This window comes from Rhodococcus sp. ARP2 (assembly GCF_001029585.1).
Lineage (GTDB): Bacteria > Actinomycetota > Actinomycetes > Mycobacteriales > Mycobacteriaceae > Rhodococcus_F > Rhodococcus_F erythropolis.
Genome location: NZ_LEKE01000056.1, coordinates 76,176 through 92,584, shown reverse-complemented (window position 1 = coordinate 92,584; position 16,409 = coordinate 76,176). Strand labels below are relative to the sequence as shown.

Sequence of the window (16,409 nt, the reverse complement as noted above, 5' to 3'; positions counted from 1 at the left end):
AGTGTTCGCCAGCTGGGGAAGCATCGTCTATCGAGCCCGCTTCACCGTCATCGCTGTCATGGTGGCGGGGCTCCTCGGGCTCGCTGCGTACGGCCTGAGCCTGCAGGATCATCTCAGCCAGAGCGGCTGGGACGATCCGGGGTCGGAATCGGTAGAGGCTGCAAAACTCGCTGACGGCACGTTCGGACGCAGCACGACGGGTGACGTTCTGGCGCTGTACACGGCGCCGGAGGGCAAGACCGTCGACGACCCCGAGTTCCAAGCGAAGGTCATCGACAATCTGCAGCGGCTCGTCGCCGACAACCCCGACCAGATCATGAAGATCAACGGCTCGTACTTCAAGGTCGACAACGGTCTCTCGGTGGCGGCCCTGGCGGACAAGACCAAGCAACACGCGGTCACCAGCATCGCGATCGCCGGCGACAACGACACCGCGGTGTCCAACAACTTCCGCGACGTCGAGTCGCAGTTCTACATCGACGGCGTCGACGTGCAACTCGCCGGCCTGCAACCTGTCGCGAATTCGCTCAACGACACGATGGCCAACGACATCAAGCGCATGGAAATACTCGCGATTCCCGCCGTCGGTGTCCTGCTGTTCTTCGTCTTCGGTGGCGTCGTCGCTGCAGCCCTCCCGTTGATCGTCGGCGGTCTGACCGTCATCGGCGCCAACGGCATCATTCGACTGATCACCAACTTCACCGAGGTCAACGCGTTTGTTGCGCCCGTGGTCTCTCTGGTCGGCCTGGGTCTCGCGATCGACTACGGACTGTTCATCGTCAGCCGTTTCCGAGAAGAGATAGCCGAGGGGTACGACACCCCGACCGCAGTACGCCGAACGGTCATGACGGCGGGTAGAACGGTCATGTTCTCGGCGACCATGGTTGCCGTCAGCCTCGGCGGTCTGCTGTTGTTCCCGCAGGGCTTCCTCAAATCGGTGGCCTACGGCGCCATTGCGGCCGTCATGCTTGCCGCGATCTCGTCCATCACGATTCTTCCCGCGATTCTCGGCATTCTCGGCAAACGGATCGACGCGCTGACCTTCAAGAAGCTGCGCCAGACCAAGACCAACGAGGAAATCGAGAACGGTTTCTGGGGCAAGCTCACCCGCTGGGTCATGCAGCATCCGCTCAAGGTCGCGGTCCCGATCGTCGCGGCTCTACTGCTGATGATCATTCCGCTGACGGGCATCAAGTTCGGCGGTATCAACGAGACGTACCTGCCCCCGGACAGCCCCACGCGTGTCGCGCAGGCGCAGTTCGACGAACTCTTCCCCGGCAATCGCACCGAGCCCGTTCGACTCGTCATCGAGGGAGCGGACAACACCACTCTCGGTCAGATTTCCAAGACCGCAAACGCTGCGCCGGGTCTGGTCGAGAAGTTCACCCCGGAGGTTGCGACCAAGGACGGTGTCAACGTCCTCAAAGCCGGTCTGACCGAGCGCAACGAGGCACGTCCCACCATCGACTATCTGCGATCCGCGGATTGGCCCGAGGGCACAACTGTGCTCGTCGGCGGTACTCCGGCCATCGAGCAGGACAGCGTCGACGCGTTGCTCGACCGTCTGCCGCTGATGGTCGTATCGGTCATCCTGCTGACGACGCTGCTGATGTTCTTGACGTTCGGTTCGCTCGTCCTGCCCATCAAGGCTGCGTTGATGAGCGCGCTCGGCCTGGGTTCGACGCTCGGAATCTTGACCTGGATCTTCATCGACGGGCACGGTTCCGGTCTGTTGAACTTCACGCCGGGACCGATCATGTCTCCCGTCCTGGTGTTGATCATCGCGATCGTCTACGGCCTGTCGACCGACTACGAAGTGTTCCTGCTCTCCCGCATGGTCGAAGCGCGAGCGCAGGGCGCGAGTACTACCGAATCCATCCGAATCGGCACGGCACATACCGGCCGGATCATCACCGCTGCCGCACTGATTCTGATCGTGGTCACCGGTGCATTCGGCCTGTCCGATCTGGTGATGATGAAGTACATCTCGTACGGCATGATCTCCGCGCTGATCATCGACGCCACACTGATCCGAATGTTCCTGGTCCCCGCGACCATGAAACTGCTCGGCGACGACTGCTGGTGGGCCCCGGCCTGGATGAAGCGGATCCAGCAGAAGATCGGGCTGGGTGAGCCGATCCTCGACAACGAACTTGTGCTCGCAAACGTCCCGCAGATCGCGCCCGTCGGTGCGATCGCCGGACCGGGTCAGCCGCGCAAGATCGAAGCGGCCTCGCGGGTCATGCCGCCGCCTGCCCCGGCTGCACAGCCGGAAAGCGGACCTCGTGTTCCCGATCCTCTCACCGAGCCCATTCCGCTCAGCGAAATGACGATCAAGGCACCGAACACGGATACACCTGCCGCGGAGAAGCCGGCACCGCGACGTCGTCTCGATATCGGGAGTGCAGCCAGCGCGCCCCAGAACTTGATCGAGGCACCGGTCCCCAATCCTTCGTACCGACCGCAACCGAACACCACCGACAAGCGGAGAAACCCGACGCCCGCTGCGCCGGCCGAGCGTCCCATCGAGAGTTGGTTGTCGGACCTGCGGGCTCGGGAACAGACTCCCCCGGCCTCACGGCCGCTGCCGGTGGTCCGGACGCCTTCGCGTACTAACGGTTCGGCAAGCAGCGGTTCAGGTACCAACGGCTCGAGCCGGAATGGCTCTGCAAACGGTGCTACCAACGGTTCTGCAACAAATGGCGCTGCAACAAACGGCTCGGCCCCGACCTCGGTGGAGGCGACCCCCCAGTCGCCGCCTCCACCGATCGCTCCGGAGCGTCGTCCCACCGAGCCCCGAGTCTCGGATGCCTCTGACGGCGACGACAACGCCACCGGCAGGCACCGACCTGACGACGCAGGCGCCATCAGTGTCAGCGAGCTCATCGCTCGCCAGAAGCGGAGCTGACCTGCTCCTGCTTGGCGAAGGCTCGTGCATAACGAGTCCCGACCAGCAGGAGCAGCAAGCCGACCACCAGGAAGGCAACGCTGCGCACCAGCCCACTGAGCGTGGCCAGGTCGAAGAGGAACAGCTTGGCCACTGCCGCGCTGGTGAGAGCAAGACCAGCTCCGAGCAAAACGCGAGCGTGCTGACGGTTGTTCAGGCCGAGCACCAGCGCTGACGTGGCGGCAAGCATCCAGACGATGGTTGCAACGCTGTGCCCGGCAACAAATCCGGTTGCACTGTCGAAGATTTCGACGCCGGATGAGACGAGCGCACACGTCACCGCGTAGAGGACAGCGAACCCTGCGGCCGCCCATAGAACCGCCGCATTCGAATCGGCGATCAACTTCAGTCGGTGAATCGCCCACACCAGCGTCACCAGTGCACCTATCGCCGTCAGGCTCGAGAGTGCCGTGATCGCACCGAGTTGCATGGATGCGGCACGGGCAGTCGTCAACGCTTCCGGCGGAACCGTCGTGAGGTATCCGATCGATCCGATTGCCGCAAAGGCGGTTCCGAGGGCGAAGACGAAGCGCGAACCCGCATACAGCGAGACTCCGAGGAAGATCATGCCGACGGTGAGGACCAGCGGTACGGCCAGAGATTCCGTCGCCCCGGACAAGCAGCACAGCAACAATGCGAGAGCGCCGGTTGCGCCCAGTCCGAATCGTAGTTGCGTCGGCAAAGGCTTGGCCGCCGCTGCAGCGGAAAGTAGTAGTAGCGCTGCAATTCCGTACAGCACTGCGGATTCGGTGCGCCCGAGCACGGCTCCGACGCTCATCAGCGGAAGAGACGAGACAACAAAGGTAGCGGTGGACCACGCCCCTGCAATGCCGTCACGCGAGGGCGAACCCCTCCACTGCACGGCCATCGCGCAGCCGGCCCCCACGATTGCAACCACGCCGGCACTGATCACCAATTGCACTGCACTGTTACCGGATTCGCTGAAGATTGCATTCGACGCTACCGCTACGAGCAGCGCGAGAACCACGGGTACGGTGCGCGCCATACCCAGGTACTTCCAGTCACGACCGAGCTGGGCGGAGAATGTCGCCGACTGGATCGCGAAGAGGAAACCGATGAGGGTCAACGATATTCCCGACGTCAACACGGGAGCCAGCACCGCTGCGCCCAGAACGATCATGAGTGCCAGTGATTCGGAATCCCATTTCACCGCCAAAGCAACCCCGGCCGCGGCAATCCCGAAGGCAATCACCACCGCGAGCGGCGTCGTCACCCAACCGTAGAGAACAGAGGCAGCGACGACGTCGAGGTACATTCCCGCAAAACCGGTGGCAGCCAGAGCAATCGCTCCCACTTTGCCACCTGGTCGTCCGTGGACCCGCACTCCGGCAAACACCAAGGCGCCGGAAAGGAGTGCGCCACCGAGCACCCGCAGCGGCGGTCCGAAGAATCCGGCCTGCGCTGCAAGTACCAGCAGCATCACGACGCCGATCAGTGTGACGGCTACACCGGCGGCGGCCAGGAGTCGACTGATGACACCGTCGCGTTGCCACCAGGGCTGGCGAGGTGCGGCAACCGGATACGTCGGCGGCTGCCAGGTGGGCACGTTCTGCTGAGGACGCATTGGCGGCATCTGTGGCGCCGGAGCTGCGGGTGCCGGAACTACCGGCATGGGCGGGGGAACAGTAGCCGAGGCCAGCTGAGTCTGCAGGATCGACAGGTTCTGACCCATGTGGCGCAACTGCCGGCCGATGCTGTCGCACTCGGCCGAGAGGGCGGTCACCAGTCGCGGATCGACGGCGGAAGAACTCGGTGTGGTCATGGCTACGAGCTTGCTGCGTGGCCGAACCGATCAGATGAGTAGTACTACTCGATCAGCCTGGGGACTTCTCGTATTCAACTGAGGACACCTTCGACTGACAGCACCATCGACCGACAGGGAACTATCGCCGAGGCGCTGCATTCCGCAATCGTTCGGAGAGCAACCGACCCGAAGTGTGAAGCGGAGCGGGATCCTGACGCGCCCGAGCGAGGACAAGCGCGCCCTCGAGTGCGGACAGAGCGAGAATTGCCTCGGACTCTGCGTCTTCGCGGGACCAACCGTCGGATTCGAGGCGCTGAGCCAGCAGCCCCAGCCACGAGTTGTACCCGTCCGCACAAGCACCACGGATGACCTCTGATTCGGTTGCGGCATCCAGTGTTGCCGTAGCCAGGGCGCATCCACGTTCGTAGTCCGAATCCGACAAACGCGCAGCCAGTGCGGCAGCAAATGCCGAGATCGCGGTGGCGGCATCGGGTGAGCTCTCCAGGAGATGCCGGATGAAATCGGCCATTGCCTCACCGCGTCGCCTCAGAGCCTCGCCTGCGAGTTCTTCCTTGCCGCCGGGAAAGTGAAAGTACAAGGACCCCTTGGTGGTCGCGCTCGCCGAGAGCACTTCCGACACACCCGTTCCCGCGTACCCCTTCCGCTGCAACAAGTCGGCAGCGGCATCGACCAACAAATCCCTTGTAGACATAAGTTCAACATACCGATCAGTACACATATCGACAACACTTGAAGTGCATAAATAGCCAAAGCCTTGCATCACTAGACCGATTGGTACATGATTCGAGAATCGAAACCGGAGCGCAGCCAACGACGCTCACGACGGCAAAGGACCAAATCGATGTCACCGAATTCCGCAAACCACACCACGACGACCGTCCTCGGACCGGACGTAGATCTCACCGGGACTCTCGCGGCCACCGGCGTCCGGATGATGGTTCGAAGCAAACAAACCGAGGGAGGATTCTCTCTTGTACAACACCGCATCGCTCCGCATTCGATGACCTCACCGGTCCATCGCCACAGCCGCGAAGACGAGTACACGGTGGTTCAAAGTGGCCGCGTCGCAGCGATGGTCGGAGACGAGGTCGTCTACGCGGAGACTGGCGCCATGATCTTCAAACCGCGTGGCCAGTGGCACGCCGTGTGGAATCCCGACGACGCTCCAGCACGGATTATCGAAATCATCACGCCCGGAGGGATGGAAGACCTGTTCGAACTGATGCCGAAACTACTGGCCGAAGCAGGTTCCGCCGCGGAATCGGTTGCAGCGCGGGTAGAAGCAGATTTCGGGATCGAATTCGATCTCGTTGCCACCGCCGAGATCGCACAGACGCACGGTGTGGGATTCGGCATCGAAAGTCACTGACCGACTGCCAGCACCTACCGATCAAAGGAAGATTCATGCTTGTACTCACCGGAGCAGAAGACCTCAGCGCCAACCTGAACCAAGAGTTGGGCGTCAGCGACTGGCACGATGTCACGCAGGAGTCCATCGACGAGTTCGCCCGGGTCACCGGCGACGATCAGTGGATTCACGTCGATGTGGATCGCGCGAAGGAGTCACCGTTCGGTGGAACGATCGCGCACGGCAACTACACGCTCTCACTCGGCCCCATGTTCTCGTATGCGATGTTCTCGCTCGAGGGTTTTGCGTTTGCTCTCAATTGCGGATTCGACAAGGTCAGGTTGCCTGCTCCGCTTCCGGTTGGCTCTCGCGTTCGCATGCGTGCGACGTTGAGCAAAGTCGAACCGATCAATGGCGGCGTCCAGATCACGGTGACGCAGACATTCGAACGAGAACACGGTGACAAACCCGTGTGCGTCGCCGAGATGTTGACCCGCGCGTATCACTGAAAGGTCAGGAGCCGAACATCTTTCGGATCGTGGTACCGAAGGGATGCTTCGCGGTGACACTGCCGAATCGCACCTTGCCGTGCACCACCAGATGCAGCGGGCCCATCTGCGGGCCGGAACGAACCTTGTTCGACGCACTTCCTCCGACTGCCTCGACACCGTTCATGTCCACCGTCGCCTCTTCGGGAACGATCAGTGAAATCGAACTGGCGTAGTCGTCGATCGAGATGTTCACGACCTGCGTCTGCATCACAGCGCGCGTGAAATCGATAGTCACACTGGACATTCTGGTATCGACCACGACAGCGGGAGGAACGATCCATGCGCCGTTCCGCGTCACCGTCGCCATTCGTCCACGGATCACGGCAGCATTTGCCGCTCCGTAGTTACCGACTACCGGAGCCCCGACGGAAGCGCGGTAAGGCGGGCTCGGGTGAACCGGCGGCGGCTGGGGTTGGTATGTCGGCGCAGGATACGGCTGGCCTTGGTACATCGGCTGACCTGCATTGGGATACGCGGGTGGGTCGTAGTCGGAGATCAGCGTGATGCCCGGAAGATCGGCGAGAACCGAGTTGAGCTCACCTCGCGTCTTTGCAGCCAAGGCAGTGTCCATGCGCTCGGTGAACTCACCGAGCGAGAGCATCCCTTGACCGACAGCTTTCTGCAGCAGCTCGCCGACGTGCTCTCGTTCGGCATCGGATACGCGTAGATTCCTGGCCTCCATGATTTCCAGGATAAACGTTATTCGAGTCCTTGTTCTATTGCGTATCGCGTGAGCTCGACGCGATTGGCCAACTGAAGTTTCCGCAGCGTCGCCTGGACGTGGTTTTCGACGGTCCGGTGGCTGAGCGAGAGCCTCGTGGCGATCTGTTTTGCGCTCAGCCCCTTGGCGACAAGACGGAGCACTTCGGTCTCACGGTCGGTGAGCCGAGGCAGCTCGGGTGCGCGATCGTCGGCCGGTGCCGTCGACATCCGGCGGTACTCGCCGAGCACCAATCCGGCGAGGCCGGGTGTGAAGACGGCTTGTCCGTCGAAAGTCGCTCGCACGGCCTCGAGAAGTTCCGCCACCGAAGCACTCTTGACCAGGTAACCCGACGCTCCGGCCTTGACCGCGTCGAGGACGTCGTCACGCTCGGCGGAGGCGGAAAGCACGAGTACCTTGCTCTTCGGCGAAACCTCGAGCACTGCGGTGGTGGCGTCGGCACCGTTTCCGTCCGGCAGGTTCATGTCCATCAGAACCACGGCCGGTTGCACGGCGGCGGCTCGGCGGCGCGCACTCTCGACACCCTCCGCCGTGGCGCTCACGGTGAAGCCCGCGGCTTCGAGGTCCCGGGAGACACCGTCGCGCCACATCGGGTGATCGTCGACGACCATCACCGTCACCGGATTCTCGCCCTTTTCGTCAGCCACGCTCACTCTTCCCCTTCGGAACGTTGATCTCCCATTCGGTGCCCTCCCCCGGCCCCGTTTGCAGGACTGCAGTTCCGCCGAGCACCTGTACTCGACCGAGAATGGACTTCGATACTCCCATGCGGCCTTCGGCCTCGGCCTGCGCCAAGCGACCTTCGGGGATTCCGACGCCGTCGTCGCGGACACTGACGATCACCTCGTCCGGCAGATCTTCGAGCAATACGTACGCCTTCGCCGCAGGACCGGCGTGAAGCCCGACATTGGACAGGGCATTGTCGACGATGGCTGCCAGTTCGATTGCTCGATCGCGCTCGATCACGACCGGATGCGCGGGCGTCGACACCGACACCGACGTGCTGGCCTGCGTAGTCAGCAGCGGACACAGATCCACTGTCTGTCCGCCGACATCTGCCGCGGCACCCGAAACCTGCTCGGAAATCAGCATTCTCAACGCGACCTCCTGCTCGCCGGCCAGAGCGGCCAGCTCAGCTGCCTCGCCGCCGAGTGCGGCTCCTCGCCGGCGCACCATCGCCAGCACCTGCAGAACGCCGTCGTGTACTTCGCGTGCCAAGCGTTCGCGCTCTTCCGTTGCCGCGGCCAGACGTACGGCTTGTTCGAGTTGCCGATGCGAGCGCCGAGCGGTGGTGGTGGCCAAGCCCAACGCCAGACCAACCGATACGAGAACGGGAGCCGTCGCATCGCGCCAGAGATCCAGGTTGACCTGATCGCGGATGATCGCGCTGGCCGCCGAAATGACAACTCCGGACGCCATACCGAGCCACGGCCCGCCGAGAATTGCCGCGGAGATGACCGCGTTGGTGGCCCACAGCGTGGTGGGGAGCGTCTGGTGATTCTGATACCACTCGTGGTCGGAGACCAGCCTCGTCGACGCCATCAGCAAGATGACGACCACCTGATCGGCGATCACCACCTGGTACCTCGGCAGCGTCTTACCGAACAGAGCACCGGAAGTTCCGAGCAACAGCGCCGACACCCCGGTCCACACGGCCATCAGAGCGACGAAGAACCAGCTGAGCCGGGAGTTGGTGTAGTCGGAGGCCGAAGCGAACTGGTAGCTGATCGCGTACACCAGCGTGACGAGGCGAAATGCCTGCGCCGCCCGCCACAGCGGGGCATCAGGGTCGGTGTCGACGCCCGACGCCTCGCGAACGGTCGGCTGATAGTGCAGCCGACGACGGCGGGTGGGCTCAGTCATCGGGAGGAGTGGGGTTCACGATGCGAGGCTCGGCGCGCGGCTCGTCGGGTTCGGCGGGGAACAGTGGGGTCTCCGGATCTTCGACGTGCAGTTCGGCGTACGCGATATCCGGGTCGTCGGCGAGGAGGGAACGAATGGCGGTATTCAGGACCGCGACGATCGGAACAGCCAAGAGCCCGCCGACGATTCCGGCGAGGACGATGCCCGTTGTAATGGCGAGAACGACTGCCAGCGGATGCAGGCGAACAGCGCGACCCAACAACAGCGGTTGCATCACGTGCGCTTCGAGCTGCATGACGCCGATGATGATGCCGAGGACGATCAGTGCCGTCAGGAAACCCTTCGTGACCAGAGCGACAAGCACCGCGAGAAAACCGGTCAGAAATGCACCGACGATCGGGATGAACGCGCCGATGAACACCAACGACGCCAGCGGCAGGGCGAGCGGCACCCCGAGAATCGCCAGGCCGGCACCGATACCGATCGCGTCGGCGGCTGCAACCGCGACCGTGGCCCGCACGTAACCGATCAGCGACCCGAAACCTGCAGAACCGGCGATCCGCACGCGACGACGAGCGTCGGTGGGAACGATCCGGGTGACGAACTGCCAGATCTGGTCGCCGCCGTAGAGGAAGAAGATGAGAGTGAACAGCGTCAGCAATGCCCCGGTGAAGATCTCGCCGATGACTGTCGCCGTGGTCAAGGCGCCGCTGGTCAGGGACTCACGATTGGATTGCACCGACTTGACGACCGAATCACCAGCCTGGCGGATCTGATCCTCGCTGAAGTGCAGCGGTCCGCTGGTGAGCCAGTTCTGAATCTGCGTGACGCTGGCCGTGAACTGGTCGGTGAGCTGGGGCAACCCGTCGATGAACTGCTCGACGACAAACGTCATGATTCCCGCGACCAGTCCGATCGAGGCAAGCAGAACGACGATCACAGCTGCCGAGCGAGGAACTCCCCACACCTGTAGCCGATCGACAACCGGAATCAACAGAGCCGATGCCAGTAGAGCCAGCCCCACCGGGATGAGCACGGTCTCGAGGCGCAGAACCACGTATCCGAGAACCAGTAGCCCGGCAAAGATCACGATGAGGCGCCACGACCATTCTGCCGCGATACGCACGCCCGGATGCACCGCCCGAGCGTCGGCGGAGATGGGTTTGTTCATCCTCGAAGCTCGCTCCGCACGCCCCCTGTTTGCGTTCACCTCGCGAGCCTAACCGGACCGGCCGACACAGGTGAGCGGACCAATAATCGGACGCGCGTACCAACACTTCGAGCTCTGCCAGCTAAATTGAACCCTGTGCGGGCCTCATACAGAGCAATAGCGGTGACCATCCGCAGCCGGTGGCCCCTCTATATGCTCTCCATGCTCGCGGCCAATCTGATCGGCGCGGTACTGGTCTTCGCTTTCGTGCGGTACGGCGTGCCGATCCAGGAGTCCGACGCGATAGTTGCCGACCGTGTCCGCAACTTCGCGATCTTCGGCGTTTACCTGGCATTCGCGGGTGCCGTCAGCCTCACCGCGGCGGCCATGATGTTGAAGTCGGTCATTCGTTGGCGGCTGCGCGGTGGTCCACCGACGAGGTCCGAGCAGATGGCGGCACTTCACGCGCCGCTTCGCCAGGCCATCGTTCACCTGGTGCTGTGGATTCTGGGCGGCATCATCTTCGTGTTCCTGACCATCACCGAGATGCCCGGACTCGCGATCGCCGTGATCGTGACGGTCTGCATGGCCGCGACCACGACCTTCGGGTTCACCTACATGCTCGGCGAGCGCATCTTGCGTCCGGTCGCCGCCCAGGCGTTGAGCGAGGGCGAATTCGATCGGACCATGGCGCCGGGCGTCGGAACCCGGCTGGCGATGACCTGGGGACTCGGCACGCTGATGCCCGTCGCAGGCATCATCTTGCTGTGCTCGACGCAGCTCACGACGAATCTCGAGTTCTCCCCCGACTCACTCGCGTGGGCGATCCTGCTCATCTCGATCATGGCGATCGTGCAGGCCTTTGCACTGTCGATGCTGACGGCTACTCAGATCTCCGATCCGATCCGACAACTGCGACGCGCCATCGAGCGAGTGCAGCGCGGCGCCACCGACGTACGCGTCGAGGTGTTCGACGGCAGTGAGATCGGCCGGCTCCAAGTCGGCTTCAACCGCATGATGAAAGAGTCCGACGAGCGTCGCCTGCTGCGTGAGCTCTTCGGCCAGCACGTCGGCGAGGACGTGGCCCGCCGCGCGCTGAAGTTCGGTACCGAACTGGGCGGCGAAACTCGATTCGTGGCAGTTCTGTTCGTCGACATGGTCGGATCAACCGGTGCCGCGGCCGAGCGCCCGCCGGGCGAAGTGGTCGAGCTGCTCAACGAGTTCTTCCGTGTGGTCGTCGACGTCATCGATCGCCACCACGGTTTTGTCAACAAGTTCATGGGTGATGCGGCGCTCGCCATCTTCGGTGCACCACTCGATCGACCCGACGCTCCGACGGCAGCCCTCGCGGCGGCGCGCGAGCTGCGGTTCAAGCTCAACGACATCACCGGTCTGGACGTCGGTATCGGCGTGAGCGCGGGGCTCGCGGTCGCCGGCAACATCGGTGCTGCCGAACGTTTCGAGTACACCGTGATCGGTGATCCGGTCAATGAGGCGTCACGGCTCACCGAGCTCGCGAAGCTTCGGCCCAGCCGAGTGCTGGCGTCGACGAGCGCGCTGTATTTCGCCGACGAAGAGGAACAGGCCGAGTGGGAACTCGGCGAGCAAGTCCAACTGCGTGGGCGCCGACGACTGACGCATCTGGCGTGGCCCGAAAAGTATCCAGAGGTCGATCCGGATCAAATTGGTTAGGGTGAGTCGATGGCTCAGCCTGGAAACACCCCACGGCGACTGAGACGACCACGCTCGCCCGTGGCCGAGACCAGTCGGGCCAGAGGGCGCTTCTGGTGGTTGAAGTGGCTGCTCGGGGTGGCTCTGATCGCCCTTCTGATCGTCGAGGGAATCATCCTGTGGCCTCGTCTCAACGAGTACTGGCAAGCTCTCACCGAAATCCATTGGGGTTGGGTGGCTGCCTGTGTAGCCGCCCAGGCGGTGTCCCTCAGTGGTTACGCGTCCGTTCAGCAGCGCCTTCTCAACGCGGCAGGTGTTGTCGCCGGTCACCTCAAGAACCTCTCGGTCATCTACGCCAGCACGGCGATGGCGTTGACGTTGCCTGCCGGCCAGGTCTTCTCGACAGCGTTCACGTACAAGCAGACTCGAAAGTGGGGGGCTACGCCGGTTGTCGCGTCCTGGCAGTTGGCAATGTGCGGTGTCATCGCCGCCGCGACTCTGGCACTACTCGGTGCCACTGGCGCAGTGGCGTTCGGCACCAAGGTCAGCCCGGTGACGCTGACGATTTCGCTCGTCGGCATGGCAGCACTGTTTCTGGCGTTGCGATACGTAGCCCAGAATCCCGGCAGCATCGAACGCATCGGGCACCGAGTTCTGGCGCTGTACAACCGTTCCCGCAAAAACCCGACCGGGCGCGGTATGCACCGTTGGTCCGAAATCCTCAAGCAACTGGACTCGGTTGAACTCAGTCGGACCGACACTGCGGTTGCCTTCGGATGGTCGGCAGTTCACCGAGTTGCCGACGTCCTCTGTCTCGGTTTCGCTTGTTGGGCAGTAGGAGCCGATCCGTCCTTCGCCGGCCTGCTGATCGCGTTCACAGCGGCGAAAGCGGTGGGCAGTATTCCCCTCATGCCGGGCGGTCTCGGCTATGTCGAGCCCGTGCTCATCACAGCACTGACCATGGCGGGCTCTACCTGGGCGCAAGCCGCAGCAGCGGTATTCGTTTATCGGATAATCAGTTTCGTACTTGTCGCTCTGGTGGGATGGCTCGTCTTCCTCGTGTCATTCCGTGCAACCCACCACGAAGACCTCGAGATGGATCTCGAGTTCGAACGTCGAGAACAACCCGGCGTCTAGCGTCGCAGCGCTGCTGCCATGTCGTCGAGGTGGGCTCGGCTGATCCGTACCGCTGCCTCCGCGTCGCCGGCTTCGATGGCGTCCACCAACATTCGATGCTCGTCCGCATCCGGCTGACTGTGTGGATGCAGGTCCAGAACCGCGATCAACTCGATCAACGCGGCCCGCAGACGCGGCACAAAAGTCTCGAAGAGTTCCGACAGCACGGGATTGTGTGCCGCATCCACCACTGCCCGGTGGACGGCGATATCGGCGTCGACGAAGGCTGCGTCCCCGGAATGGGCGGCAGCAGTTCTACCGTCGAGCGCCTGCCGCAGAGCCGCGACGTCAACGGCATCGCGGCGCTGCGCTGCGAGGCGAGCCGCTTCGATCTCGACCGCGTTTCGCACCTCGACGACATGAAGAATCGCCTCGGCTTCGAGCACGCGCGGCCACTGATCCGGAGGCGTCGTACTCCGTAGGAAGACGCCGGCACCCTGTCTCGATTCGAGCATGCCGAGGCCCGCGAGGGTCCGCACCGCTTCCCTGATGGTGGACCGACCGATACCCAACTGCGCAGCCAAAGTGGTTTCACCTGGAAGTTTGGCGCCGACTTCCCATTCACCGCTCACGATCCGCGCTCGCAGCAACTCCGCAGCCTGGTCGGTGAGCAGCCGACGCTCGACGATCGGTGACACGTGAACTCCTCAGGTTGTCTGATAAGTGATTTCGTTCTAGTGTAGCCCGCATGGCTACAGGAGCACTCCTTCTCGACTGCCGCGGCGGGGCCTGACAGACCGGCACCCCTCCGCGGGGTTTCGCCATGCCGGTCTCTCGACTCGACCGCAGGAGAAACCGAAGATGAGTACTACCCGCGCCAACCGCTGGAACAACCAGAAGCCGTCACCCATGCCGTCCGAGCGCTATCGCGCCGCGTGGGATCGCGTCGACATTCCGATTTTCGACCGAACGTGGCCGTCCAATCGCACCACCGCGGCGCCCCTGTGGGTGCCCGTCGATCTGCGTGACGGCAATCAAGCCCTCGCAGAACCGATGGACCCCGAACGCAAGCGCCGAATGTTCGAACTGATGGTGGCGATCGGCTACAAGGAAATCGAGGTCGGCTATCCCTCTGCGAGCCAGACCGATTTCGATTTCGTTCGCGACCTGGTGCGGTTCGATCTCGTTCCCGACGACGTCACCATCGTCGTATTCACCGCCGCGCGTACGGATTTGATCGAACGGACGTACCAGTCGATCGAGGGACTGCCGAACGCGGTCGTCCACATGTACACCGCGACTGCGCCGACGTGGCGAAACGTGGTTCTCGGCAAAGAGCGAGAAGAGTTGCACGACATGATTTTCCGCGCGGCGCAGGACGTGGCCCGTGGCGGCGAAGGCCACGACGGGTGGCGATTCGAGTTCTCCCCCGAGGTCTTCAACCTCACCGAACCCGATTACATCCTGCAGGTCTGCAACAGCCTCACCGAACTCTGGGACGCCAGTCCCGACCGCCCGGTCATCCACAACCTGCCTGCCACAGTCGAAATCGCCACCCCCAACATCTATGCCGACCAGATCGAATACATGCACCAGAACCTGGCCCGACGCGATTCGGTGATTCTCTCGGTCCACCCGCACAACGACCGCGGCACCGGGGTTGCATGTGCCGAACTGGCAGTACTGGCCGGCGCGCAGCGCGTCGAGGGATGCCTGTTCGGCAACGGCGAGCGCACGGGCAACGTCGACCTGGTCACGCTGGGGCTGAATCTGCATGCACAGGGCGTCGATCCGGAAATCGACTTCTCCGACATCGACAAGATCCGTCGAACGGTGGAGTACTGCAACCGAATTCCCGTCCACGAGCGCCACCCGTACGGCGGAGATCTCGTGTACACGGCATTTTCCGGAACCCACCAGGATGCGATCAAGAAGGGCTTCGCCCATCACTACGAGAGCGCGGAGGCTGCCGGCGTCGATCCGGGATCGGCGCCGTGGGCAGTCCCCTATCTGCCGATCGACCCCGCCGACGTCGGCCGCGATTACCAGGCGGTGATTCGTGTGAACAGCCAGTCGGGCAAAGGCGGAATCGCTTATCTGTTGCAGACCGAGTACGGGGTCGAACTCCCCCGGCGCCTGCAAATCGACTTCGCCTCGCGGGTGCAGCTCGAAACCGACGACTCGGGCACCGAAATGACCGCCGACCAGCTGTGGAAACTGCTGCTGCGCGAGTACGGGTACAACGGAGGAGTGCGTCGGTACTCACTGGAACACACCGCCGACGGTGATCAGTTGTTCGTCGCCATTGATCGCGACGGACGCGAGGTCACCGCCGCCGCGAGTGCGTCCGGGCCGGTCGAGGCATTGAGCAAGATCCTGACGGAACAGGGCTCGGCCGTCGAGGTCGTCTCGCTCACCCAGCATTCACTGCCCCGCAACCCGGAGTCTTCCGGTAGTGCGAATTCGGCAGTCACCATCGCAGAATGCGTGGTGAACAGCGAAGGGCGCTGGGGCATTGCGGTGCATCAGTCGGTGACAGCGTCGGCGCTTCACGCCGTCTATGCCGCAAGCACAAACACTGTGATGCAGCTCACATGATCTTGCGGAAGGATTTCCTGGGGTCCATAGTTGAAGCTACAAGAACTTGAACATTCAACTACTTATTCAGGAGCTTCCATGACCACCGCAACCTTGCCCACATTGACCGCCGGAACCTGGGTCATCGACACCGTCCACTCCACTGTCGGATTCTCGGTTCGCCACCTCATGGTTTCCAAGGTTCGTGGAACATTCGACGAGTTCTCGGGAACGATCACCGTTGCCGAAGACGGAACCCCCGCCGTCGAGGCCGAGATCTCCGTGGACTCCATCAACACCAAGAACGAGCAGCGCGACGGCCACATCAAGTCCGCTGACTTCTTCGACGTCGAGAAGTTCCCGAAGGCCACCTTCAAGTCCACCGCAGTGCGCTCCAAGGGCAGCGACTTCGTCCTCGCCGGCGACTTCACGCTCCACGGCGTCACCCGCGAGGTCGAGCTGAACCTCGAGTTCAACGGCGTCAACCCGGGCATGGGCCAGGGCCCCGTCGCCGGATTCGAAGCCACCACCGTCATCAACCGCAAGGACTTCGACATCTCCATCGAGATGCCCCTCGAAGGCGGCGGAGCAGTTGTCGGCGACAAGATCACGATCACCCTCGAGATCGAAGCCGGCCTCCAGGCTTAACAGCACTGTGCGCCTTTATTAACCGCCCGCG

General features: G+C 62.9%; 14 protein-coding genes. 7 read left to right on the top strand and 7 right to left on the bottom strand.

Annotated features, from left to right (window positions below):
• Position 1 precedes the first annotated feature (1 nt).
• A complete protein-coding gene (locus ABX74_RS14970; protein ID WP_047889128.1) occupies positions 2 to 2,908 on the top strand; it encodes an MMPL family transporter in 2,907 nt (968 codons plus the stop codon).
• Here ABX74_RS14970 and ABX74_RS14965 read toward each other — a convergent pair.
• The gene (locus ABX74_RS14965) at positions 2,883 to 4,730 is read right to left on the bottom strand and encodes a DUF2339 domain-containing protein (protein WP_047889127.1); all 1,848 of its coding nucleotides are present in this window, start codon (positions 4,728 to 4,730) and stop codon (positions 2,883 to 2,885) included. The two genes, ABX74_RS14970 and ABX74_RS14965, sit on opposite strands and share 26 nt — an antisense overlap.
• Before the next feature lie 121 nt (positions 4,731 to 4,851).
• Positions 4,852 to 5,424, bottom strand: a complete 573-nt coding sequence (locus tag ABX74_RS14960; RefSeq protein ID WP_047889126.1) for a TetR/AcrR family transcriptional regulator — start codon at positions 5,422 to 5,424, stop codon at positions 4,852 to 4,854.
• Between the two features lie 150 nt (positions 5,425 to 5,574).
• Here ABX74_RS14960 and ABX74_RS14955 point away from each other — a divergent pair, with 150 nt between their 5' ends.
• Together ABX74_RS14955 and ABX74_RS14950 are read left to right on the top strand one after the other, a co-directional pair.
• Positions 5,575 to 6,102, top strand: coding sequence for a cupin domain-containing protein (locus tag ABX74_RS14955; RefSeq protein ID WP_047889125.1), 528 nt, complete (start codon positions 5,575 to 5,577; stop codon positions 6,100 to 6,102).
• 35 nt (positions 6,103 to 6,137) lie between these two features.
• The gene (locus tag ABX74_RS14950; RefSeq protein WP_019747104.1) at positions 6,138 to 6,590 is read left to right on the top strand and encodes a MaoC family dehydratase; all 453 of its coding nucleotides are present in this window, start codon (positions 6,138 to 6,140) and stop codon (positions 6,588 to 6,590) included.
• Between the two features lie 4 nt (positions 6,591 to 6,594).
• Here the strand turns inward: ABX74_RS14950 and ABX74_RS14945 are convergent, their stop codons facing one another.
• From ABX74_RS14945 to ABX74_RS14930, 4 genes are read right to left on the bottom strand one after another with little or no spacing between them, the layout of a single operon-like run.
• Positions 6,595 to 7,314: a DUF1707 domain-containing protein gene (locus tag ABX74_RS14945; protein ID WP_047889124.1), complete on the bottom strand. Its 720-nt coding sequence runs from the start codon at positions 7,312 to 7,314 to the stop codon at positions 6,595 to 6,597.
• Positions 7,315 to 7,331: 17 nt separating this feature from the next.
• Complete coding sequence (locus ABX74_RS14940) at positions 7,332 to 7,964, bottom strand: response regulator (protein WP_047269712.1); 633 nt, start codon at positions 7,962 to 7,964, stop codon at positions 7,332 to 7,334.
• 28 nt (positions 7,965 to 7,992) lie between these two features.
• Positions 7,993 to 9,216, bottom strand: coding sequence for a MacS family sensor histidine kinase (gene macS / locus ABX74_RS14935; protein ID WP_020906401.1), 1,224 nt, complete (start codon positions 9,214 to 9,216; stop codon positions 7,993 to 7,995).
• Positions 9,209 to 10,387, bottom strand: coding sequence for an AI-2E family transporter (locus ABX74_RS14930; RefSeq protein WP_019747101.1), 1,179 nt, complete (start codon positions 10,385 to 10,387; stop codon positions 9,209 to 9,211). The genes macS and ABX74_RS14930 overlap by 8 nt, the downstream gene beginning before the upstream one ends.
• Positions 10,388 to 10,579: 192 nt before the next feature.
• On the opposite strand from ABX74_RS14930, the gene ABX74_RS14925 reads away from it, so the two are divergent.
• Complete coding sequence (locus tag ABX74_RS14925) at positions 10,580 to 12,058, top strand: adenylate/guanylate cyclase domain-containing protein (protein ID WP_021343017.1); 1,479 nt, start codon at positions 10,580 to 10,582, stop codon at positions 12,056 to 12,058.
• Positions 12,059 to 12,067: 9 nt separating this feature from the next.
• The gene (locus ABX74_RS14920) at positions 12,068 to 13,174 is read left to right on the top strand and encodes a YbhN family protein (protein ID WP_020906399.1); all 1,107 of its coding nucleotides are present in this window, start codon (positions 12,068 to 12,070) and stop codon (positions 13,172 to 13,174) included.
• Here the strand turns inward: ABX74_RS14920 and ABX74_RS14915 are convergent.
• The gene (locus ABX74_RS14915; RefSeq protein ID WP_007734477.1) at positions 13,171 to 13,851 is read right to left on the bottom strand and encodes a FadR/GntR family transcriptional regulator; all 681 of its coding nucleotides are present in this window, start codon (positions 13,849 to 13,851) and stop codon (positions 13,171 to 13,173) included. The two genes, ABX74_RS14920 and ABX74_RS14915, sit on opposite strands and share 4 nt — an antisense overlap.
• A gap of 163 nt (positions 13,852 to 14,014) precedes the next feature.
• On the opposite strand from ABX74_RS14915, the gene ABX74_RS14910 reads away from it, so the two are divergent.
• Positions 14,015 to 15,751: a 2-isopropylmalate synthase gene (locus tag ABX74_RS14910; RefSeq protein WP_030534654.1), complete on the top strand. Its 1,737-nt coding sequence runs from the start codon at positions 14,015 to 14,017 to the stop codon at positions 15,749 to 15,751.
• A 78-nt stretch (positions 15,752 to 15,829) separates the two neighbouring features.
• Positions 15,830 to 16,378 (top strand): YceI family protein, encoded by a 549-nt coding sequence (locus ABX74_RS14905; protein WP_019747097.1) that lies wholly within the window; start codon positions 15,830 to 15,832, stop codon positions 16,376 to 16,378.
• The last annotated feature ends 31 nt before the right edge of the window (positions 16,379 to 16,409 follow it).